Source organism: Streptomyces sp. NPDC003300 (genome assembly GCF_040610915.1).
Taxonomy (GTDB): domain Bacteria; phylum Actinomycetota; class Actinomycetes; order Streptomycetales; family Streptomycetaceae; genus Actinacidiphila.
In genome coordinates this window covers 84,709-106,606 of sequence record NZ_JBEXNE010000009.1, presented here as the reverse complement: position 1 = coordinate 106,606, position 21,898 = coordinate 84,709, and the positions used below count along the sequence as shown (strand labels likewise).

19 protein-coding genes are annotated in these 21,898 nt (G+C 72.0%); 14 read left to right on the top strand and 5 right to left on the bottom strand.

The window, feature by feature from the left end; genetic code table 11:
- Positions 1-129: 129 nt before the first annotated feature.
- Genes iolC through iolD form a run of 3 tightly spaced genes read left to right on the top strand, consistent with a single transcriptional unit; the run spans position 130 to position 3,961 of the window.
- Complete coding sequence (gene iolC, locus ABZX65_RS15825; protein ID WP_355339037.1) at positions 130-1,206, top strand: 5-dehydro-2-deoxygluconokinase; 1,077 nt, start codon at positions 130-132, stop codon at positions 1,204-1,206.
- 5 nt (positions 1,207-1,211) lie between these two features.
- Positions 1,212-2,099 (top strand): 5-deoxy-glucuronate isomerase, encoded by an 888-nt coding sequence (iolB, locus tag ABZX65_RS15820; RefSeq protein ID WP_355339497.1) that lies wholly within the window; start codon positions 1,212-1,214, stop codon positions 2,097-2,099.
- Positions 2,096-3,961, top strand: coding sequence for a 3D-(3,5/4)-trihydroxycyclohexane-1,2-dione acylhydrolase (decyclizing) (gene iolD / locus ABZX65_RS15815; RefSeq protein WP_355339034.1), 1,866 nt, complete (start codon positions 2,096-2,098; stop codon positions 3,959-3,961). Before iolB ends, iolD begins: the two co-directional genes overlap by 4 nt.
- On the opposite strand, the gene ABZX65_RS15810 is transcribed toward iolD, so the two are convergent.
- Positions 3,958-5,091, bottom strand: coding sequence for an aromatic ring-hydroxylating dioxygenase subunit alpha (locus tag ABZX65_RS15810; RefSeq protein WP_355339031.1), 1,134 nt, complete (start codon positions 5,089-5,091; stop codon positions 3,958-3,960). The genes iolD and ABZX65_RS15810 overlap by 4 nt on opposite strands.
- 188 nt (positions 5,092-5,279) lie before the next feature.
- Between ABZX65_RS15810 and ABZX65_RS15805 the strand changes: the two genes are divergently transcribed.
- The 4 genes from ABZX65_RS15805 (at position 5,280) to ABZX65_RS15790 (ending at position 9,449) form a co-directional block, all read left to right on the top strand.
- Positions 5,280-5,825, top strand: coding sequence for a CchlQ (locus ABZX65_RS15805; RefSeq protein WP_188285437.1), 546 nt, complete (start codon positions 5,280-5,282; stop codon positions 5,823-5,825).
- Between the two features lie 181 nt (positions 5,826-6,006).
- A complete protein-coding gene (locus tag ABZX65_RS15800; protein ID WP_355339028.1) occupies positions 6,007-7,554 on the top strand; it encodes a lysyl oxidase family protein in 1,548 nt (515 codons plus the stop codon).
- 120 nt (positions 7,555-7,674) lie between these two features.
- Complete coding sequence (locus tag ABZX65_RS15795) at positions 7,675-8,577, top strand: aminoglycoside phosphotransferase family protein (protein WP_355339025.1); 903 nt, start codon at positions 7,675-7,677, stop codon at positions 8,575-8,577.
- Positions 8,578-8,624: 47 nt separating this feature from the next.
- Positions 8,625-9,449 carry an arylamine N-acetyltransferase gene (locus ABZX65_RS15790; protein ID WP_355339022.1) on the top strand — a complete coding sequence of 275 codons (825 nt, stop codon included), beginning with the start codon at positions 8,625-8,627 and terminating at the stop codon, positions 9,447-9,449.
- Here the strand turns inward: ABZX65_RS15790 and ABZX65_RS15785 are convergent.
- Positions 9,421-9,771, bottom strand: coding sequence for a hypothetical protein (locus ABZX65_RS15785; RefSeq protein ID WP_355339019.1), 351 nt, complete (start codon positions 9,769-9,771; stop codon positions 9,421-9,423). The two genes, ABZX65_RS15790 and ABZX65_RS15785, sit on opposite strands and share 29 nt — an antisense overlap.
- 407 nt (positions 9,772-10,178) lie before the next feature.
- Here ABZX65_RS15785 and ABZX65_RS15780 point away from each other — a divergent pair, with 407 nt between their 5' ends.
- From ABZX65_RS15780 to aroA, 3 genes are all read left to right on the top strand, one after another.
- Entirely contained in the window at positions 10,179-10,802 is a 624-nt protein-coding gene (locus ABZX65_RS15780; RefSeq protein ID WP_355339016.1) for a bifunctional 4-hydroxy-2-oxoglutarate aldolase/2-dehydro-3-deoxy-phosphogluconate aldolase, read from the top strand.
- 56 nt (positions 10,803-10,858) lie between these two features.
- Positions 10,859-12,058: a cytochrome P450 gene (locus ABZX65_RS15775; protein WP_355339013.1), complete on the top strand. Its 1,200-nt coding sequence runs from the start codon at positions 10,859-10,861 to the stop codon at positions 12,056-12,058.
- Positions 12,059-12,156: 98 nt separating this feature from the next.
- A complete protein-coding gene (aroA, locus tag ABZX65_RS15770) occupies positions 12,157-13,392 on the top strand; it encodes a 3-phosphoshikimate 1-carboxyvinyltransferase (RefSeq protein ID WP_355339010.1) in 1,236 nt (411 codons plus the stop codon).
- A 50-nt stretch (positions 13,393-13,442) separates the two neighbouring features.
- Here the strand turns inward: aroA and ABZX65_RS15765 are convergent, their stop codons facing one another.
- Together ABZX65_RS15765 and ABZX65_RS15760 are read right to left on the bottom strand one after the other, a co-directional pair.
- The gene (locus ABZX65_RS15765; protein ID WP_355339007.1) at positions 13,443-14,273 is read right to left on the bottom strand and encodes an AIM24 family protein; all 831 of its coding nucleotides are present in this window, start codon (positions 14,271-14,273) and stop codon (positions 13,443-13,445) included.
- A gap of 93 nt (positions 14,274-14,366) precedes the next feature.
- Positions 14,367-15,674: an ROK family transcriptional regulator gene (locus ABZX65_RS15760; RefSeq protein WP_355339004.1), complete on the bottom strand. Its 1,308-nt coding sequence runs from the start codon at positions 15,672-15,674 to the stop codon at positions 14,367-14,369.
- Between the two features lie 148 nt (positions 15,675-15,822).
- On the opposite strand from ABZX65_RS15760, the gene ABZX65_RS15755 reads away from it, so the two are divergent.
- The 4 genes from ABZX65_RS15755 to ABZX65_RS15740 are packed head-to-tail and all read left to right on the top strand — an operon-like array spanning position 15,823 to position 20,416.
- On the top strand, positions 15,823-17,169 hold the full coding sequence (locus ABZX65_RS15755; protein WP_355339001.1) for a sugar ABC transporter substrate-binding protein: 1,347 nt from the start codon (positions 15,823-15,825) through the stop codon (positions 17,167-17,169).
- A gap of 11 nt (positions 17,170-17,180) precedes the next feature.
- Positions 17,181-18,179, top strand: coding sequence for a sugar ABC transporter permease (locus tag ABZX65_RS15750; protein ID WP_355338998.1), 999 nt, complete (start codon positions 17,181-17,183; stop codon positions 18,177-18,179).
- Positions 18,172-19,041 (top strand): carbohydrate ABC transporter permease, encoded by an 870-nt coding sequence (locus ABZX65_RS15745; protein ID WP_355338995.1) that lies wholly within the window; start codon positions 18,172-18,174, stop codon positions 19,039-19,041. Before ABZX65_RS15750 ends, ABZX65_RS15745 begins: the two co-directional genes overlap by 8 nt.
- 19 nt (positions 19,042-19,060) lie before the next feature.
- Complete coding sequence (locus ABZX65_RS15740) at positions 19,061-20,416, top strand: GH1 family beta-glucosidase (RefSeq protein ID WP_355338992.1); 1,356 nt, start codon at positions 19,061-19,063, stop codon at positions 20,414-20,416.
- 74 nt (positions 20,417-20,490) lie between these two features.
- Here the strand turns inward: ABZX65_RS15740 and allB are convergent, their stop codons facing one another.
- Positions 20,491-21,852 (bottom strand): allantoinase AllB, encoded by a 1,362-nt coding sequence (gene allB, locus ABZX65_RS15735; RefSeq protein ID WP_355338989.1) that lies wholly within the window; start codon positions 21,850-21,852, stop codon positions 20,491-20,493.
- Between the last annotated feature and the right edge of the window lie 46 nt (positions 21,853-21,898).

Here is a 21,898-nt window from a genome sequence, read left to right as displayed (position 1 = left end):
CCCGCCCAGCCAGACCCGGCGCCCTCTCAGCCCCAACCCCCGCAGCCAGACCCGACGCCCTCTCAGCCCCAACCCGCCCAGCCAGACCCGACGCCCTCTACGCCCCAACTCTCGGAGCCCGTCCGGCGATTGAGGACACAGGGGCGGGCGGGCGGGGGAGAGAACCCTCCTGAGGGCGGGGCGTATGACGTGGTGACGTTGGGGCGGGTGGGGGTGGACCTTTATCCCGAGCAGAGCGGGGTGGGGCTCGCGGAGGTGCGGACGTTCGCGAAGTCGCTCGGCGGGACGGCCGGAAACGTGGCGGTGGCGGCGGCCCGCCTCGGGCTGCGAACGGCGGTGCTGACGGGCGTGGGTGACGACCCGTTCGGCACGTACGTCCGCACGGCGCTCAAAGGCTTCGGCGTGGACGACAAGCTGGTCACGACCGTGCCCGGGGTGCAAACCCCCGTCGTGTTCTGCGAGTTGTTCCCGCCCGACGACTTCCCGATCTACTTCTACCGGCGCCCGGTCGCGCCCGACCAGTGCCTCGAACCGGACACGCTGGACCGCGCGGCGGTCAGGACGGCGCGGGCCCTGTGGATCACCGGCTCGGCCCTGGCGGTGGAACCGACGCGCTCGACCGTCTTCGCGGCGCTGGACGCCCGCGAGGGCGGCGAGGTGTGGTTCGACCTGGACTGGCGCCCCGGCTTCTGGGAGGACCCGGCGCAGGCCCCCGCGCTGTACTCCCGCGCGCTGGCGTACGCGACGGTGGCCGTCGGCAATCTGGACGAGACGGAGATCGCGGTCGGCAGCCGCGACCCGGAGACGGCGGCCGGGCTGCTGCTGCGGCGCGGCGTGCGGACGGCGGTCGTCAAGCAGGGCCCGGCCGGAGTGCTGGGCAGAACCGCCCGCGAGCAGCACTCGGTGCCGCCGGTCCCGGTGAAGGCCGTCAACGGCCTCGGGGCCGGTGACGCCTTCGGCGGAGCCCTGTGCGCGGGCCTGCTGTCCGGGGAGCCGCTGCCCGACGTGCTCCGGGCGGCCAACGCGGCCGGTGCCCTGGTCGCCTCCCGCCTGGCGTGCGCCGACGCGATGCCGACCCGCCGGGAGATCGACGAGCTGCTGCGCGAGCCCGCGCCACCCACCGTGCTCGCGCCACCCACCGCGCCCGCCACACCCGGCACGCCCGCCGCGCCCGCCGCGCCCGCCGAAGGAGTTGAGCCCCAGTGACCCATCTGGCCGCGGGCACCGCGGAAAAGGACGGCTTCGACCTGTGGGTGGATCCGGCCGTCGCGGGCTGGTCGTACTCGTCCCTGCGGACCCTGACCCTGGCGCCGGGCGCCCTGCGCCGCTTCGCGGCCGGGGACAGCGAGTGGATCGTGCTGCCGCTGGCGGGCGGCTGCGCGGTGACGGTGACGCAGGCCGACGGCACCGAGGCCGCCTTCGAACTGCGCGGCCGGGTCAGCGTGTTCAGCGGCGTCAGCGACTTCGCGTATGTGCCGCGCGACGCGGAGGTCACCGTCGTCAGCCCCGGCGGCAGCCGCCTGGCGCTGGCGGGGGCGCGCTGCGAGCGGCGGCTGCCCGCGCGGTACGGCCCGGCCTCCGCGGTGCCGGTGGAGCTGCGCGGGGCGGGCGGCGCGAGCCGCCAGGTCAACAACTTCGCGGCGGCTGGCGTCTTCGCCTGCGACCGGCTGATCGCGGTGGAGGTGCTGACACCGGGCGGCAACTGGTCGTCGTTCCCGCCGCACAAGCACGACGAGGCGGGCCCGCACGAGTCGGTCCTCGAAGAGATCTACTACTACGAGTTCGGCGGCGGCCCGGCCGCGCTGGGCTACCAGCGCGTCTACCCCTCCCCCGCAGGTGCCACCGACGTCCTCGCCGAAGTCCGCACCGGCGACGCGGTGTTGATCCCCGACGGCTGGCACGGCCCGAGCATGGCGGTCCCCGGCTACGACATGTACTACCTGAACGTGATGGCGGGCCCGGGCGCCGAACGGGCCTGGCTGATCAGCGACGACCCGGCACACGCGTGGGTCCGCGCGTCATGGGCGGACCAACTCCCCGACCCCCGGCTGCCGTTGTACGAGGCGCCGGTCACGAAGCAGGAGGGCGGCACCGTATGAGCGTCAGACTCACCGTCGCACAGGCCCTCGTCCGGTTCCTGTCCGTCCAGTTCACCGAGCGGGACGGCGTGCGCCACCGGTCGGTGGCCGGGATGTGGGGCATCTTCGGGCACGGCAATGTCGCGGGCGTCGGCCAGGCGCTGCTGGCGGCCGGGCCCGAGGCGATGCCGTACCACCAGGGGCGCAACGAGCAGGCGATGGTGCACGCGGCCGTCGGCTACGCCAGGACCCGGCACGGGCTCTCGGCGATGGCGTGCACGACGTCGATCGGTCCCGGCGCGACCAATCTCGTCACGGGCGCGGCGCTCGCGACGATCAACCGGGTGCCGGTGCTGCTGCTCCCCGGTGACGTCTTCGCGACCCGCCCCGCCGACCCGGTGCTCCAGCAGCTCGAAGTGCCCTGGGCGTACGACATCACCGTCAATGACGCGCTGCGGCCGGTGTCGCGCTGGTTCGACCGGATCTGGCGGCCCGAGATGCTGCCCGCCTCGCTGCTCCAGGCGATGCGGGTGCTGACCGACCCCGTCGACACGGGCGCGGTGACGCTGGCGCTGCCGCAGGACGTGCAGGCGGAGGCGTACGACTGGCCGGACGAGCTGTTCCGCGAGCGGGTCTGGCAGGTGCGCCGGCCCGCGCCGGACGCGGACGCGGTGGCCGAGGCCGCCGCCCTGCTGCGCGGCGCGCGTCGGCCGCTGATCGTCGCGGGCGGCGGGGTGCGGATCTCCGAAGCGGCGCCCGCGCTGGCCGAGTTGGCGGCGGCGACCGGCATTCCGGTGGCCGAGACGCAAGGAGGCAAGGGCGCGCTGCGGTGGGACCATCCGCAGGCGCTCGGCGGCATCGGGCACACCGGTACGGCGCCCGCCGACGCGGCGGCGCGGGAGGCCGACGTGGTGCTCGGCGTCGGCACCCGGTGGACGGACTTCACCACGGCGTCCGGTGCGCTCTTCGCGCCCGACGCGCGCTTCGTCAGTCTCAACATCGCCTCTTTCGACGGCCACAAGATGGCCGGACTGGCGCTCGTCGGCGACGCTCGGGCCGGAATCGCCGCCCTGGCCGCCGAGTTGACGGGCCATCAGGCACCGGGGCGGACCTCCGAAGCGCGCCGGGCGCTGGCCGACTGGCGCGCCCGTACGGACGCGGCCTTCGGTGACGGCGGCGGCGAGGGACCGCCGTCGCAGAGCGAGGTCGTCGGGGCGATGGACGCGGTGCTGCACGACCGGGACGTGGTGGTCAACGCGGCCGGTTCCCTCCCGGGTGACCTGCACAAACTGTGGCGGGCGCGGGACGTGGGGCAGTATCACGTCGAGTACGGCTTCTCCTGCATGGGGTACGAGATCCCGGCCGCCATCGGCGTGAAGCTGGCGGCGCCCGACCGCGAGGTGTTCGCGCTCGTGGGCGACGGCACGTACTTGATGCTGCCGACCGAGGTCGTGACCGCCGTCCAGGAGGGCGTTCCGATCAATGTGGTGATCGTCCAGAACCACGGATACGCCTCCATCGGGGGCCTGTCCGAGCAGGTCGGCGCCGAACGCTTCGGCACCGCCTACCGGTTCCGCGCCCCTGACGGGTCCTTCGCGGGCGAGCCGCTGCCGGTGGACCTCGCGGCCAACGCCGCCAGCCTCGGCCTCGAGGTCTTCACCGCCCGTACGGCCAAGGAGTTGCGCGCCGCGCTGGCCGCCGCCCGCGAGTCGCCCCGGGCGACGGCCGTGTACGTCGAGACCGACCCCGCGCGGCCCGGACCCGGCGCCGAGGCGTGGTGGGACGTCCCGGTCGCCGAGGTGTCGGACCGCCCGGCCACGCGGGCCGCCCGCGAGGCGTACGACCGGGCGCGCCCGGCACCCGGGACCCGGCCCCGTCTTTAGGGCCTGTCCGCGGGGCCTTGGGCCGGACCACCGCATGCGACGGGCGGGATCGGCACGCCCTTGCGGGCGAGGAGCGACTTGAGGGACTGGATGATCGGGAAGACCTCGTTGTTGAGGTCGGCGCCCTGGCTCTCGTAGGCGCGCTGTTCCGCCTCGACGATGACGCGGTCCTGGCCGAAGATGCCCTCGGTGAAGAGCGTGATGACCGGCCACAGCAGGTGGATCACGCCGGGGACCGGGGGTTTTTGGATCATGATCAGACCGTAGGTGTGATTGTGGTGCTGGGCCTGGTCGGTGGGCATGTAGGCGTTCCACAGGTCGAGGGCCGGGGGCTCCTCGCGCTTGCCGTCGGTCCAGTACCGCAGCGTCTGGTACGGGTAGCCGGTGCGGATCGTCATCAGGTCCGCGTACTTGTCGTCGTTGCCGCTGCCGATGATCAGGCGCTCGCCGAGGGACTGCTTGCCCTCGGTGCGCGAGAAGGAGTAGTCGGCCTCCAGCCAGTCCTCGCCCTCGCGGACGTCCAGCAGCTTGGCCCGGATCCGGCCCATCAGACTGCGGTGCAGGAACTGGTGGTTCATGTCCATCAGGTTCTCGTGCATGAACGAGTAGTGGCAGGCGATGTCCCGGTCGAGCACGCGCGTCTTGTACCGGCGGTCGGCGTACGAGGGCAGTTCCGGCATCGGCGTGACCTCGGCCAGTTCCTGATCGCCGGGGAAGACGAAGACGAATCCGTACGCCTCGCGGCACGCGTAACTGCGCACGCCGTTGGGCAGTTTCCGCTTCCGGTCCAGATAGGGGATGTTCACGCACGCGCCCGTGCGGTCGTACGTCCAGCAGTGGTAGCCGCAGAGCAGCCGCTCGTCCTTCACCACGCCCATGCTCAGCGGGACCTGGCGGTGGGCGCAGCGGTCCTCCAGGGCGTACGGCGCGCCCTTCTCCGGCCGGACCAGGACGATCTCCGTCCCGGCGTACTTCACGGCCAGCGTCTTGCCGCTCTTGAGGTCGCGGGACCGGGCGAGCGGATACCAGAAGTCCGGGTCGAGTCCGGTCGTGCGGGTGGTGGGGACGTCCTCCTCCGGTGCCACGTCGCGGTATTTGCGCAATGGGGGCTTCGTCTGCGGGAGCGTCATACCAGAAATACGAACGTACCGGTCAGTACGTTCGCGTGGCGGCCTCACCAAATCGTCATGACTTGGTCAAGTCCACGTCCACGCGTAGATTTCCGGTGCCGATGTCGTGATCATCTCCGGGACCGGCGGCGGAATTCCGCCGGGCCCGGCACGGGGACCGGCGGCGCGGAGCATCACTGGGGGCAGATGTGGACTGGGGAACGCTCGTCGCGACGCTCAGCGGCGGTGGCATCGCCATTTCCGGCACCGTGCTCGCCGACCATTTGCGCCGCCGCCACGAGGACGGCCGGGGCACCGACGCGCGGCGCCGGGCGGTCTACATCGACTTCATCAGCGCCACCGGGGTCTGCCACGCGGGCCTGCGCCGGATCGCCCAGAATCCGGGCGCGGAGCCGGACGTGGACGCCGCGTCGCGCGCCGCGCTCGACGACGCCGGGATCTACGAGGCGCGCGAGCGGCTCTTCATCGACGCCTCCACCGCCGTCGCGGGCGCGGGCCAGGCGATGTTCGAGCACCTGCGCGCCGTTCAGCGGGCGGTCGCGGCGGGGGCCGCTTCGACGTCCGTCGCCTTCCACGACGTCTATCACCCCTATCTCGGCGCGGTGTGGACCTACCGGGTGGCCGTGCGCAGGGAATTGGAAGGTCTCTCCCTTTCACCGGAGGCTTTCGGCTGGTCCGAGTGGGACGGCAAGGACCGGTGCCCGATCTGCCGGGCCGCGCTCGGCGCGAGCTGATGACCGCGCTCGGCGCGAGCTGATTCCGGAACGGGCACACGGGGCGGCCCGCGTACACCCGACATGCCGTAAAGGCATTATCAGGACAGAAATTGGCGTTCTTTCGCCCGCGCGGCAACCTGTGCGCGCTCGCGTCCCTGTTCGCAGGTAGACCCAACCGCACCTGGACGCGAGGAATTCGATGACGCATACCCAAGGCAGCCGACGTCTCAGGCGCTCGGCTCTCGTGGCCGCGGCGGCTTTCGCCGTGGTCGCGGGCGGCGTCGGCGCCGCACCCGGCGCCGGAGCGGCGACGCCCGTGACCCCCAAGCTGAAGCTGGTGGCCGCCTCCACCTCGATCACCGCTGACCGCTACGACGGCGACACCGGCGTCTACCTGGACCTCGGCGCGTACCTCACCGCCGACAAGGCGCCGTTCGAACTCCGCGTGACCCGTAAGTCGTACAAGGACCCGGTGGTCGTCGCGCAGGTGACGCGCGGCGGCTCGAAGACGGTCACGAAGAAGCTGCCCGCCGGGCTGGTCAAGGACTTCGCTGGGCTGCCGGGCTTCCTCCAGGTGACCATCACCGACAGCAAGGGCGTGAAGGTCGCGAGCACCAGCGACACCTTCTGCCCGAACTCCGCGTCGGGCCGCATCCGTCCGGACGCCCCGGCCACCTCGCCGTACCCGGACGGCTGCTCCGACAACCCGTTCACGCTCGGCTCGGTGTGGGGCGTCCAGAAGGGCTGGGCCGCGGCGGCCTCGCAGGGCATCGGCCCGGACGGCGGGGTCGACCTGAAGGCCGGCACGTACACCGCGAAGATCTCCGTGGCGAAGAAGTACCGGGACGTGTTCGGGATTCCGAACGACCAGCCGACGGTGAAGGTGACCGTGCGGACCGTGCAGGACGGGTCGGGCGCGGCGCGGTCGCGGATGTCGGCCGCGCTGCCGGGCGGACAGCCGCGCGCGGGCTCCGCGCCGGGCACGCTCAGGGCCGCCGCGCACCGGCCGACGGGCGCCGCGGGCGTGCCGTCCAACGTGCCGAAGCCGGACCTGCGGGCGCTGCCCGCGTACGGCATCGCGATCACCGACGGCAGCGACGGCGGTGAGGGCGACGCCCCGGCCACCGGCACCGACTACCTGGCCTTCAGCGCCACCGTGTGGGACGCGGGCCCGGCGCCGCTGGTCGTGGACGGCTTCCGCACTCCCGGCAAGGAGAAGATGGACGCCTACCAGTACTTCTACGACGCCAAGGGCAAGCAGGTCGGCTACACGCCCACCGGCACCATGGAGTGGGACCCGCGCGTCGGCCACCAGCACTGGCACTTCTCGGACTTCGCCAGCTACCGGCTGCTGAGCTCCGACAAGAAGCTGATCGTCCGCAGCGGCAAGGAAGCCTTCTGCCTGGCCAACACCGACGCCATCGACTACACGGTGAAGAACGCCAACTGGCACCCGAACAACACCGATCTGGCGACCGCCTGCGGTGAGCACAGCGCGCTGTCGGTGCGCGAGGTGCTGGACGTCGGCAACGGCGACACGTACTCGCAGTACCGCCCCGGCCAGTCCTTCGACATCAGCAAGCTGGCGAACGGCACGTACTACATCCAGGTGATCGCCAACCCCGACCACCGGCTCAAGGAGAGCAGTTACGGCAACAACGTGGCGCTGCGCAAGGTGATCCTGGGCGGCACGCCGGGGCACCGCACGGTCAAGGTGCCCGCGTACGAGCTGGTCAACGCGCCCTGATCCAGGGCGCGTTGACCGTCCGGGGTCCGGCCGCCTCCCCTCCTCGCGGCCGGGCCCCTCTTTCGCGCCCTTCGCGCTCTTCGCGTCCTTCGCGCGCGGGCCGCGGGCTAGGGTGACGTGATGGTCGAGATTCCCGAGGACTTCGCGCGCGGCACGGTGGCGCGGGAGGCGGACCGGGGCCGCGAGTGGATCGCCGGGCTGCCGACGCTCGTCGACGAACTGCTCCAGCGCTGGGACTGCGTACCGGAGGCGGCCGTCGTCCACGGGCAGGTCGGCGTGGTGCTGCCCGTACGCGAAGGCGAGGGCCGGTCCGCCGTCCTCAAGGTCTCCTTCCCCCACCCCGGGAACGTCCACGAGCCGGACGCCTTCGCCGTGTGGCGCGGGCGCGGCGCCGTCCGGCTGTACGCGCGCGACGACGCGCGGTTCGCGATGCTGCTGGAGCGGGCCGAGCCGCGCTCGCTCGCCGAAGTCCCCGACGTGGAGGACGAGGCGGTGGCCCTCGCGGGCGCCCTGGCGCGGCGGCTGGCCGTGCCCGCGCCCGCCGAACTGCCCAGGCTGCGCGACCAGGCGGAGCCCTGGGCGACCGAACTGCGCGCGGACCTCGCCGAGTTGGCGCAGCCGCTGCCCGCCCGTACCGTCGACGCCGCGCTCGCCACCCTCGCGGAGCTGGGCCCCGACGAGCCGGACACCCTCGTCCACGGCGACCTGCACTTCACCAATGTGCTGGCCTCCGCACGCGAGCCGTGGCTAGCCATCGACCCCAAGGGGTACGTCGGCGACCCGGCGTACGACACGGCCACGCTGCTGCGCGGCCGCTACGAGGACCTGCTGGCCGCGCCCGACTTCAAGGCGGCCCTGCTGCGCCGCGTCGCGGTCTTCGCCGACGCGGCCGGGATCGACCGCGAACGGGCCCGCCGCTGGGCGCAGTACCGCGCGGTGACGGCCGCCGTGTGGGGGCGGCGGCACGGTGATCCGGACTGGGTGGTGCGGGCCACGGATGTCCTGGCGGACCTGCTCGTCTGAGGGCCGGGATCACCGATGCCGGGGCGGGCGGACGTATAAAGGAGCGCATGGACTCCTCGCAGGCAGACGCCTACCTCCAGCGCATCGGGGCCGAACGGCCCGCCGTCCCCGACGCGGCGGGGCTGCGCGAACTGCACCTGCGGCACCAGCTCGCCGTCCCCTTCGAGAACCTGTCGATCCACCTCGGCCAGGACATCGTGCTCACCGAGCCCGCGCTCTTCGAGAAGGTCGTCACGGACCGACGGGGCGGATTCTGCTACGAGTTGAACGGCGCCTTCGGCGCGCTGCTGCGCTCGCTCGGCTACGGGGTGGAGCTGCTGGCCGCGCGGGTGTACGGGAAGGACGGCCGCGTCGGGCCGCCGTACGACCATCTCGCGCTGCGGGTACGGACGGCGGACGGCGAGACGTGGCTGGCCGATGTCGGCTTCGGCCGCCACAGTCACTTTCCGCTGCGCTACGCCGAGCGGGGTGAACAGGTCGATCCGGGAGGGGTGTTCCGGATCGCGGACGCCGATGCCGACGCCGACGCCGACGCCCACTCGGACGCGGGGGATCTTGTCGTCGTGCGCGACGGTGAGCCGCAGTATCTGCTGGAGCGGCGGCCCCGGCTGCTGGCGGACTTCGAGGCCACCTGCTGGTGGCAGCGCACCTCGCCCGTCTCGCACTTCCGCACGTCCCTCATCTGCTCCCGCCTCACCCCCGAGGGGCGCGCGACGCTCAGCGGGCGCACCCTCGTCCTCACCGCCTCCGGCACGCGCGAGGAGCGCGAACTCCCCGACGCCGAGGCCGTGCTCGCCGCCTACCGCACCCACTTCTCGCTCGACCTCCCCCGCGAGCCCGCCGTCACCCCACCCACACCGCCCGCAGCGTGACCTGCTCCGGGGCGCGCCGGCTGTGCGGGCCCAGCGTCGCGTACCCCCCGGTGCAGTCCGCCCCCGTATAGACCCGCACCGTCTCCCCCGTCTCGTTCCACGGCGCGTACGCCGCTCCGTACGCCCTCGGCCCGATCACCTCCGGCAGCACGAGGCACTGCCCGCTCGGCGGGTCGGTCAGCACACTGGTCAGCGGCCCCTGCCGCGTCATGAACGTGTACGAGAATCTGCCGGTCGCGGCTGCGGCGCTTCCGTCCGGCAGACACGTCGCTGCCGCGAGCAGGCCCGTCGTCACGGCGACGGCGGCGGTACGCGTGCGCATGCGGCCCCTCCCAAGGTCGGCTTCTCCGCCCCCGAAGCTACGGCTGACGCCGTCCTCTCCCCGCAAAACCGTTCCCCCCGGCGAGCCGCCGCCATCTGGGACACAGGAAGGTGCGTTCCCCGCGCCCCTGAAAAGATCAGCTCACCGCCCACGGCAACGAACCCGCCAGCGCCCCGCCCTGAAGGATGGGTGCGGGGCGGAACAGGGGGCAGGCTTACCGCAGGTCTCATGCTCCTCTCATGTCACGTTGCGGTGACAGCTGCCCCCACCCCCGGCGAAAGGCGAGGCGGCTGCCGGTACCGTGCTGATCGCGTGCACCGCCCCACCGGCGCACGGTCCGTTCGCGCCCGCGCGCTTCGGTGCGCCCGCGCAGCAGCCCGCAGCCTCAGGAAGGACGGCGATACGCCGTGTACCGCTGGGAAACCACGCGAGCCGCACTGGCGCAGCGGGTGTTCGCCACGATCCGTAGCGAGAGTTACGACCAGGCGGCGGCGACGGCGGACACGCTGCTGTCCGCGGGGCTGACGACGCTGGAGATCTCGCTGACGACGCCCTTCGCGCTGGAGGCGGTGACGACGCTGGTGCGCGAGGTCGGGGACGACGCGGTGATCGGCGCGGGGACCGTACTGGACGCGGTGTCGGCGCGGATGGCGATCGACGCGGGCGCGCGGTTCCTGCTGTCGCCGAGCCTGGACGAGGACGTGCTGAAGACCGGCCACCGGTACGGCGTACCGGTGTTCCCCGGGGTCGCCACGCCCGGCGAGGTGGTGCGGGCGATGGAGCTGGGCGCGGACGCGCTGACACTCTATCCGGCCACCTCGTTCACCCCCGCGTGGGTCACCGACGTGCTGGCGATCATGCCGCAGGCGGCCCTGCTGCCCTGCGGCGGCATCACCGTGGCCGACGCGCCCTCGTGGGTCGCGTCGGGCGCCGTCGCGGTCGGCATGGGCTCGGCGCTGACGTCGGGCGACCGCGAGACCGTGACGAAACGGCTGACCGAGCTCCTGGAACGGCTGGCGGACACCGTCTGAACGCCGTGTCCCCTGGTTAGGCTGGTCCGTGGGGGACGCGGACCCGAGGGGGAGCTGTGAGCACACCGGAGACGGTGGATCTGCATGTCTACGCCCGCGCGTACGGCGAGGACTTCACCGCCGACCCGTACCCCGTCTACGCGCGGCTGCGCGAGCGCGGCCCCGTCCACCACGTCCGGACGGCGGACACCGGCGCGATGTGGCTGGTCGTCGGGCACGACGAGGCGCGCGCCGCGCTCGCCGACAGCCGGCTGAGCAAGAACTGGCAGTCGCTGCTGCCCGACGGCGACGTCTCGGGCGGCTTCGCCAGCCACATGCTGGACGCCGACCCGCCCCGGCACACCCGGCTGCGCAAGCTGGTGTCACGGGAGTTCACCCCGCGCCGCGTCGAGGCGCTGCGCCCGCGCGTCCAGGCGATCACCGACGACCTCGTCGAGGCGATGCTGCCCGGCGGGAGCGCCGACCTCGTCGACGCCCTCGCCTTCCCGTTGCCGATGACCGTCATCTGCGAACTGCTCGGCGTGCCCGACCTGGACCGCAAGGCGTTCCGCGGCTGGTCCAACGAGATCGTCGGCCCCACCGGCCCCGAGGCCGAGGCCGACGCGGTCCAGGCCATGTCGGAGTACCTGGTCGAGCTGATCGAGGACAAGCGGTGCGCCGCGCCGCGCGACGACCTGCTGAGCGCGCTGATCCGTACGCGGTACGAGGACGGCGACCGGCTCTCGTCCGACGAACTGGTGGGCATGGCCTTCCTGCTGCTGGTCGCCGGGCACGAGACGACCGTCAACCTCATCGCCATCGGCGTCCTCGCCCTGCTCCGGCACCCCGACCAGCTCGCCGCCCTGCTCGCCGACCCCGGACTGCTCGACGGCGCCGTCGAGGAGATGCTGCGCTACGACGGTCCGGTGGAGACCACGACGTGGCGGTTCGCCCGCGAGACCCTGGAGATCGGCGGCGTACGCGTGCCCTCGGGCGACTCCGTCCTGATCGCCCTCGCGTCCGCCGACCGCGACCCCGGCCGCTATCCGGCGCCCGACACGTTCGACATCCGCCGCTCCCCGCAGGGGCACCTCGCCTTCGGCCACGGCATCCACTACTGCCTCGGCGCGCCGCTGGCCCGGCTCGAAGGCCGGATCGCCGTCAGGACCCTGCTCGACCGCTGCCCCGGCCTGGCGCTCGCCGCCGACCCGGGCGCCCTGACCTGGCGCCCCGGCCTCCTCATCCGCGGTGTGCACCGCCTCCCGGTGACCTTCTGACCGCTCTCCCCGGCCAGGGCCCGTGCGGGGGCAGGCTCTAGAATCACGGCGGCGGCCGAGCCGTACGCGCGCGCCCCTTACCTGCCAGGAGGCACCCCGTGTCAGTCGTCGCCGTCCCCGGTTCCAAGTCGGTGACCGCCCGGGCGCTCTTTCTCGCCGCCGCCGCCGAGGGCACCACTGTGCTGCGCCGGCCGCTGCTGTCGGACGACACCGACGGGTTCGCGGAGGGCCTGACCCGGCTCGGGTACCGCGTCGAGCGCGATCCGCAGGCGTGGCGGATCACCGGCCGCCCGTCGGGGCCCGCCGTGCCGGAGGCCGACGTGTACTGCCGTGACGCCGCCACCGCCGCCCGCTTCCTGCCCGCGCTGGCCGCCGCGGGCCACGGCACGTACCGCTTCGACGCGTCCGCGCAGATGCGCCGCCGCCCGGTCGCGCCGCTCACGACGGCGCTGCGCTCGCTGGGCGTGGACCTGACGCACGAGGAGGCCGAGGGGCATCTGCCGCTGACGGTGGTCGCCGACGGTCTCAAGGGCGGGGCGATCGACCTGGACGCGGGGCTGTCGTCGCAGTTCCTGACGGCGCTGCTGCTCGCGGGGCCGCTGATGGCCGAGGGGCTGCGGATCCACGTCACGGACCTGGTCTCCGCGCCCTATGTGGAGATCACGCTGGCGATGATGCGGCGCTTCGGCGTCGAGGTGGCGCGCGAGGGCGCGACCTTCGTGGTACCGCCGGGCGGCTACCGCGCCGTCGACTACCCGATCGAGCCCGACGCCTCCACGGCCAGCTACTTCTTCGCCGCCGCCGCGCTGTGCGGCCGCACCGCGACCGTGCCGGGGCTCGGCGCGGACGCCCTCCAGGGCGACCTGCGCTTCGTGGACGTCCTGCGGCGGATGGGCGCCGACGTCGAGATCGGCCCGGACGCCACCACCGTCACCGGCACGGGCCGCCTGAGCGGTCTCACCGTCAACATGCGGGACATCTCGGACACGATGCCGACGCTCGCGGCCATCGCGCCCTTCGCCGACGGGCCGGTCCGTATCGAGGACGTCTACAACACCCGCGTCAAGGAGTGCGACCGGCTGGAGGCGTGCGCGGAGAATCTGCGGCGCCAGGGCATCACGGTCACCACGGGACGCGACTGGATCGAGATCGCGCCGGGGACCCCCGCGCCGGTCGAGATCGCCTGCCACGGGGACCACCGCATCGCGATGAGCTTCGCGGTCGCCGGGCTGCGCACGCCGGGCACCACCTTCGACGAGCCGGGCTGCGTGAAGAAGACCTTCCCCGACTTCCACTCCTTCTTCGCCTCGGTGCGCGCCGACTGGGGCGTGTGACCGACACTGCGTGCCGGACCCCGCCCCGGCCGGAGCGGCGGCGGCCGGGGTCAGCCCGCGTGCGTGGAGAACAGACCTCCGGTGGGCCCCTGCTTGTCGCCGCCCTGGGACTTCTTGAGGGCGTTGGCGAGTCCTTCGATCGTCATGGACTGGAGGATGACCCGGCCGTTGCCTTCGAGGGTGGCCAGGGACAGGCCCTCGCCGCCGAAGACGGCGTTCATGACGCCCTGGCGGTTGAGGCCGCCGATGCGCTGGACGCCGTACTGGATGCCCTCCTCGAAGGCGACGATGCAGCCGGTGTCGACCTCGATCCGGCCGCCGAACTCGGCGGGGTTGAGGTCGATGAAGTTGCCCGCGCCCGCGATGATCACGGTGCCGGTGCCGGTGAACTTCTCCAGGACGAAGCCCTCGCCGCCGCTCATGCCCTGGCGTCCGCCCGCGAAGGCGATGCCGAACTGGACGGTGGACTCGGCGGCGACGAAGGCGTCCTTCTCGGCGAACCAGGCGCGTGAGCCGGTCAGTTCGAGGGCGCGCATCTCGCCGGGGAGCACACCGGCGAAGCCGACGGTGCCCTCGCCGCCCGAGGCGGTGAAGTACTGGAAGGCCAGCGACTCCCCGGCCAGGGCGCGCTGGCCGACCTGCATGGCGGTGCCCATGGCCTGCCGGAGCATGCCGCCCACACCGGAGCCGCCGGAGCCGGACCCGGAACCTGAACCCGCGCCTGAACCGCCCGAGCCGGGGCCGCCCAGCCGCGTCTCCATCGAGACGTTGGCCGTCTTGAACAGGAACTTCCCCGCCTCGCAGTACACCGTCTGGCCCGGGCTGAGGGTGCAGACGGCCATCTGCATGGCGTTGCCGACGATCTGCTGCTGGAGGGTCACAGCGGTACTCCTAGGACGACGGGCCAAGGTGCGGCGGGCGGGTGGCCGCCGGCCCGAGCGTAGCCCCGGCGCGGCACACCACCAGCCTCACCGTCAACGTATCGCCCGCGCGATCCGGTTCCGCGCCGGACCCGGGCCGCCGTGTGCCGGGCCGCCGCCGTCGGGCCCTGCGGGCTGCGCGGGCAGCCGTACGGTCCGCTCGCCGCCCGCGTCGAGGAAACGGGCCAGCGGCAGTGTCGCGGCGCCCACGGTGACCGCGTCGGCGCCGAGCCTGCCCAGTTCGATGGAGGTCTGCGCGCAGGGGTGGTGCAGGGAGTACGCGGCGGCGACCTCGCGGACGGTGGGCAGCAGCCGGGGGCCGAGCAGCAGTCCCGCCCAGCCGCCGATGACGATGCGCTGCGGGTTGAAGAGGTTGATCAGGTCGGCGATCCCGGCGCCGAGGTATTCGGCGGCCTCGGCGAGCAGTCCCCCGGCCTCGGGGTCGTGGTCGGCGGCGGCGATGAGCGCGGCCAGGCCGGTCTCCTCGCTGACCCCCGTGGGCGCCGACGGCCAGCGGCCGAGCAGTGCCTCGGCGCCGACGTACGCCTCCAGGCAGCCGCGTGAGCCGCAGCGGCAGGTGCGCCCGCCGACCCGCAGCGTGGTGTGGCCCCACTCCCCCGCGCTGCTGCTCGCGCCGCGGTACGGGGTGCCGTCGGCGACCACGGCCGCGCCGACGCCGGAGCCGATGAGGGCGATGACGACGTTGCCGGAGCCGCGTCCGCCGCCGAACCACATCTCGGCCTGGCCGAGGGTCTTGGCACCGTTGTCGATGTAGAGCGGAAGGGCGGTCCCGGCGCGCAGCAGGCGGCCGAAGGGGACGGCTTCCCAGCCGATGGTCTGGCCGTGCACGACGACGCCGTCGCCCTCGCCGGGCGCGTTGTCGCCCTGCTCGACGATGCCGGGGACGCCGATGCCGACGCCGAGCACCTCGCTGTCGTCGATCCCGGCCTCGCGGACCACGGACTCGATGCCTTCGAGCGCGAGCCGTACGACGTGGTCGACGTCGTGGCCGCTGTCGGACAACGGCAGGTCGGCCGCGGCCCGTTCGGTCAGCGCGAGGTCGAACAGCTCGACCCTGACGCGGGTCTCGCCGACGTCCACGCCGACCACGTATCCGTATCCGGCGGAGACCTGGAGCAGGATGCGCGGCCGGCCGCCGTCGGACTCGACGGCACCCGCCTCCTCGACCATGCCGTCGGCGATCAGCTCGCCGACGACGTTGCTGATCGACCCGGCGCTGAGGCCGGTGTCCCGGCCCAACTCCTGGCGGCTGAGGGGTCCCTCGAAATACAAATGACGCAGAAGCGATGCACGGTTGCCCCGCCGCAGGTCACGCACTGTTCGCTTGCCGCGTTCAGCCACTTTGTCGCCCTCCCGTCTCGTCCGGCGTGAATCTATCGCTGCACAGGGTCTTGACGCCACCTTTTCTCACAAGTTAAATCACGGCCTGAATTAAGGCACAGGCGCTGTTCACTTCCTGAAGCGAACCCACCTCTGAGAGGGACCCGTTATGCGCACCTCCAGCACCTCCAGCAGACTCCTCGCGGCCACTGCCCTCGTGGCCGCGCTCGGTCTCACCGTCTCCGCCTGTGGCGGCTCGGACGACAGCGGCAGCGGCGGCGGCAGCAAGAGCACCAGTGGCGGCGGCGGCAAGACGCTGACGTACTGGGCCAGCAACCAGGGCACCAGCCTGGACAACGACAAGCAGGTGCTCACCCCCGAACTCGCCAAGTTCACCCAGCAGACCGGCATCAAGGTCAAGCTGGAGGTCATCCCGTGGTCCGACCTGCTCAACCGGATCCTCGCGGCGGCCACTTCCGGCCAGGGTCCCGACGTGCTGAACATCGGCAACACCTGGTCCGCCTCCCTCCAGGCCACCGGCGCCCTGCTGCCCTTCGACGACGCGACCTTCGCGAAGATCGGCGGCAAGGACAAGTTCGCGCCCGCGTCGATCGCCGCCGCCGGCGCGGCCGGCAAGGACCCGGCCGCGGTGCCGCTGTACTCGATGGCGTACGGCCTGTACTACAACAAGAAGATGTTCGCCGACGCCGGCATAGCCAACCCGCCCAAGACCTGGGACGAGCTGGTCGCCGACGGCAAGAAGCTCACCAAGGACGGCCACTACGGCCTCGCGGTCGAGGGCGGCAACGGTTCCGAGAACATCCACCACGCCTTCGTGCTGGCCAAGCAGCGGGGCTCCGACTGGTTCGACGCGTCCGGCAAGGCGACCTTCGACACCCCGAACAACGTCGCCGCGGTGAAGCAGTACGTCGACTTCATCGCCAAGGACAAGATCGCCGCGAAGGGCAACGCGGAGTACGCGCAGAACCAGACCATCACCGACTTCGCCACCGGCAAGGCCGCGATGATGATGTGGCAGTCCGCCGCCACCTCGATCAAGTCGCACGGCATGAACCCCGACCAGTACGGCGTGGTTCCCGTCCCGACCCTCCAGGCGGGCGCGACCGGCGACGCCGGTGTGACCTCGATGGTCGCCGGTATCAACATGGCGGTCTTCAAGAACTCCAAGAACATCGACGGCGCCCTGAAGTTCGTCAACTTCATGACCAGCGACGCCGAGCAGAAGACCCTCAACTCGACGTACGGTTCGCTGCCGCCGGTCAAGGCCGCGCAGAGCGACCCCGCCTTCCAGACCCCGGACCTGAAGACCCTCGCGAGCGTGCTGGGCAGCTCCGCCGCCCCGCTGCCGCAGGTCGCCAACGAGGCCCAGTTCGAGACCCTGGTCGGTACCGCGGTCAAGGACCTGTTCGCGGACGCCGCGGCCGGCAAGGACGTCTCGACCGACTCCGTCAAGGCCGCGCTGACCAAGGCGCAGCAGCAGATGCCCGCTTCCTAAGGATCGGCTCCATGACTGCCACTGCCCCTCCTCGGAGCGCTCCCGAGGCCGGCCCCTCCGACGGCAAGCCCGTCGGAAGGGGCCGGCTCCGGCCGCGTATTCCCGCTCGGCTGCGCCGCGTCGGCGTGCCGTACCTCATGCTCTTCCCCGCACTGATCCTGGAACTGCTGATCCACCTGGTGCCGATGGTCGTCGGCATCGTGATCAGCTTCAAAGGGCTCACGCAGTTCTTCATCCGCGACTGGGGCAGCGCGCCCTGGACCGGTCTCGACAACTACCGCGTGGCGGTCAAGTTCGACCAGCCCGTCGGCGAGGCGCTGCTGCACTCGTTCTGGGTGACCGTCATGTTCACCGTCCTGTCGGTCGGCCTGTCCTGGCTGATCGGCACCGCGGCGGCGATCCTCATGCAGGACGCCTTCCGCGGCCGGGCGATCATGCGCGCGATCTTCCTGGTGCCGTACGCGCTGCCGGTCTACGCGGCCGTCATCACCTGGGCGTTCATGTTCCAGCAGGACACCGGCCTGGTGAACCACGTACTGCACGACCAGTTGCACCTCACCTCCAACAAGCCGTTCTGGCTGATCGGTGACAACAGCTTCTGGGCGCTGGTCATCGTGTCGGTGTGGAAGTCCTGGCCGTTCGCGTTCCTGTGCCTGATGGCCGGTCTCCAGAACATCCCGCGCGAGCTGTACGAGGCCGCGGCGATGGACGGCGCGGGCATCTGGCAGCAGATCCGCAAGATCACCCTGCCGTCGCTGCGGCCGGTGAACCAGGTACTGGTCCTGGTGCTCTTCCTGTGGACGTTCAACGACTTCAACACGCCGTTCGTGCTCTTCGGCAACTCCGCACCGCACGCGGCCGACCTGATCTCCATCCACATCTACCAGTCGTCGTTCATCACCTGGAACTTCGGCTCGGGCTCGGCGATGTCCGTGCTCCTGCTGCTCTTCCTGCTCGTGGTGACCGCGTTCTACCTGCTGTTCACACGGAAGCGGGAAGTCGATGCCTAGGATCCCCGTGCAGCCGTCGCCGATGGCCTCCCCGAAGTCCTTCCTGTGGACCCGCCGGGTCGTTCTGACCCTGCTGCTGCTCTTCGTGCTCACTCCCGTGTACGTGATGCTCAGTTCGTCGCTGAAGCGGTTGCAGGACGTGCAGGGCACGTTCCACTGGATACCGAACGGCCTCACCCTGCGGCCGTACGTCGACATCTGGAAGACCGTGCCGCTCGGGCACTACTTCATGAACTCGCTGATCGTGTCGGTGAGCGCCACCCTCTTCTCGGTGGTCATCGCGATCTTCGCGGCGTACGGCGTGAGCCGCTACCGCTTCCCCGGCCGCCAGTTCTTCACCGTCACGGTGCTGTCGACGCAGATGTTCCCCGGCATCCTGTTCCTGCTGCCGCTGTTCCTGATCTTCGTCAACATCGGGAACAGCACGGGCATCCAGCTCTACGGCAGCAGGCTCGGCCTGATCATCACGTATCTGACCTTCTCCCTCCCCTTCTCCATCTGGATGCTGGTCGGGTACTTCGACTCCATCCCGCGCGACCTCGACGAGGCCGCGAAGGTGGACGGCTGCGGCCCGCTCGGCGCGCTGTTCCGGGTCGTCGTGCCGGCCGCCATCCCCGGCATCGTCGCCGTGTGCGTCTACGCGTTCATGACGGCGTGGGGCGAAGTGCTCTTCGCGTCCGTCATGACCAATGACTCGACCAGGACACTCGCCGTGGGTCTGCGCGGCTACGCCAGCCAGAACGACGTGTACTGGAACCAGGTCATGGCCGCGTCGCTCGTGGTGAGTGTGCCGGTGGTCGCCGGATTCCTCCTCCTCCAGCGTTACCTCGTCGCCGGGCTCACCGCCGGCGCCGTCAAGTGACCCCACCGAAAGGCTGCTTGTGAACGACCTCAGCTCTCTTCCCGCCGATTTCGTCTGGGGCGCGGCCACCGCCGCCTACCAGATCGAGGGCGGGGTGGACGAGGACGGCCGGGCCCCGTCCATCTGGGACACCTTCTCCCGAACCCCCGGCAAGGTCGCGGGCGGCGACACCGGCGACGTCGCCTGTGACCACTACCACCGCTGGCCCGAGGACCTGGAGCTGATGCGCGCCCTGGACCTCGACTCCTACCGCTTCTCGATCGCGTGGCCGCGGGTGATCCCGCAGGGTTCCGGCGCCGTCAACGCCGCCGGACTCGCCTTCTACGACCGGCTGGTCGACGCCCTGCTCGAAGCGGGCATCACGCCCAACGCCACGCTGTACCACTGGGACCTGCCGCAGGCGCAGCAGGACAGGGGCGGCTGGCCCGAGCGGGAGACCGCCGAGCGGTACGGCGAGTACGCGGCCGTCGTCGGGCAGGCGCTCGGCGACCGGGTCAAGGACTGGGCGACGCTCAACGAGCCGCTGTGCTCGGCGTGGATCGGCCACCTGGAGGGCACCATGGCCCCCGGCTGGACGGACCTGACGGCGGCGGTCCGCGCCTCGTACCACCTGCACGTCGGCCACGGCCTGGCCGTGCAGGCGCTGCGCGCGGCCCACTCCGATCTGCGGATCGGCATCGTGAACAACCTCAGCCCGTGCGAGCCCGCCACCGACCGCGACGCCGACGTGGCCGCCGCCCGGCGCGCGGACGGACACACCAACCGCTGGTGGCTGGACCCGATCCACGGCCGCGGCTACCCGCAGGACATGGTGGAGCTGTACGGCGTGGACCTGCCGATCAAGGACGGCGACCTGGAGTCGATCGCCGCTCCGCTGGACTGGCTGGGTCTGAACTACTACTTCCGCAATGTCATCACGGACGACCCGACGGGCCCCGCGCCGTACGCCAAGTCGGTGTACCTGCCGGGCGTCCGGCGGACCGCGATGGACTGGGAGGTCAACGCCGACGGCCTGGAGCAGCTTCTGGTCCGGCTCTCCGAGGAGTACGGCGCGAGCCGGATCTTCGTGACGGAGAACGGTTCCGCCTACCACGACACCGTCGGTCCCGACGGACAGGTCGACGACCCGGAGCGGGCCACCTACCTGGAGGAGCACCTGGCCGCCTGCGCAAGGGCGGTCCGCCGCGGGGTGCCGCTGGCCGGTTACTACGCCTGGTCGCTGCTGGACAACTTCGAGTGGGCGTACGGCTACGACAAGCGCTTCGGTCTGGTGCACGTCGACTACCCGACGCAGAAGCGCACGATCAAGGGCAGCGGTCGCCGCTACGCGGACATCATCGCCGCCCACCGGCGCCGGGTGCGGCGCGCGGCCTGAGATCGCGGTCGCGGATGAGGGGTGCCGTCCCGGGGATGCGGCACCCCTTCCGCGCGCCCGCCCCTGACGGGGTCTCAACTCCCGTCGGCCGGCCGTTCGATGAGCCGGCCGACGGGCTCGCCGGTCACCGCGCCGTGGTCGGCGATCCGCTCGCCGCGCAGCCAGGTGCCGCGTACGACACCGTGCAGGGTCCTGCCCGCGTAGGCGGTGATCGGGTTGCGGTGGTGCAGGCGGGCCGGGTCGACGGTGAAGGTCTCCTCGGGGGCGAGGACCGCGAAGTCGGCGTCGTAGCCCGCGGCGATGGCGCCCTTGGCGGTGAGTCCGGCGAGCCGGGCGGGTCCCGCGGACATCCAGCGGGCGACGTCGGCGACGGTGTGGCCGCGGCGCCGGGCCTCGGTCCAGACCGCGGGCAGGCCGAGTTGCAGCGAGGAGATGCCGCCCCAGGCGGCGGCGAAGTCGCCGGTGTCCTTGCGCTTGAGGTCGACGGTGGACGGCGAGTGGTCGGAGACCACGCAGTCGATGGTGCCGTCGGCCAGCGCCCGCCAGAGCGCGTCCTGGTTGGCGGCCTCGCGGATCGGCGGGCAGCACTTGAACTCCGTTGCCCCGTCCGGGACTTCCTCCGCGGTCAGGGTGAGGAAGTGCGGGCAGGTCTCCACCGTGACGCGGACGCCCTCGCGCTTGGCCGCGGCGATCAGCGGCAGCGCCCCGGAGGAGGACAGGTGCAGCACATGGACGCGGGCGCCGAGCCGCTCGGCCAGCGCGATCAGACCGGCGACGGCGGTGTCCTCCGCGGCGCGCGGCCGGGAGGCGAGGAAGTCGGCGTAGTGCGGGCCGCCGCGCCGCGGGGCGCCGTCGATCAGCCCCGGGTCCTCGGCGTGCACGATGAGCAGGGCGTCGAACCGGGTCAACTCGGTGAGGGCTTCCTCCAGTTCGGCCGGGTCGAGCTGCGGGAACTCGTCGACGCCGGAGTGCAGCAGGAAGCACTTGAAGCCGAAGACGCCCGCGTCGCGCAGGGGTTGGAGGTCCTTGACGTTGCCGGGGACGGCGCCGCCCCAGAAGCCGACGTCGGTGTGCACCCGGCCGCGCGCGGTGTCCCGCTTGACCGTCAGATGCGCGGTGGTGGTGGTCGGCGGGACGCTGTTGAGCGGCATGTCGATGAGCGTCGTGATGCCGCCCGCCGCAGCCGCCGCGGTGGCCGTCGCGAAGCCTTCCCACTCCGTGCGGCCGGGGTCGTTGATGTGCACGTGGGTGTCGACCAGGCCGGGCAGCAGGACGTCGTCGCCGAGGTCGACCACGCGCGCACCGGCCGGGTCGGGGGCCTCGTACGGCCGCACCGCGCTGATCACTCCGCCGCTGACGGCGACCGCCGCGGGCCGTTCGCCCTCCGGCGTCACGACGCGCCGCGAGCGCAGGATCAGTTCCTCCGCGTCCTTCACGTACCCTCCCACCACACCTTCAACAATTCGTTGAAACGCAATGTGC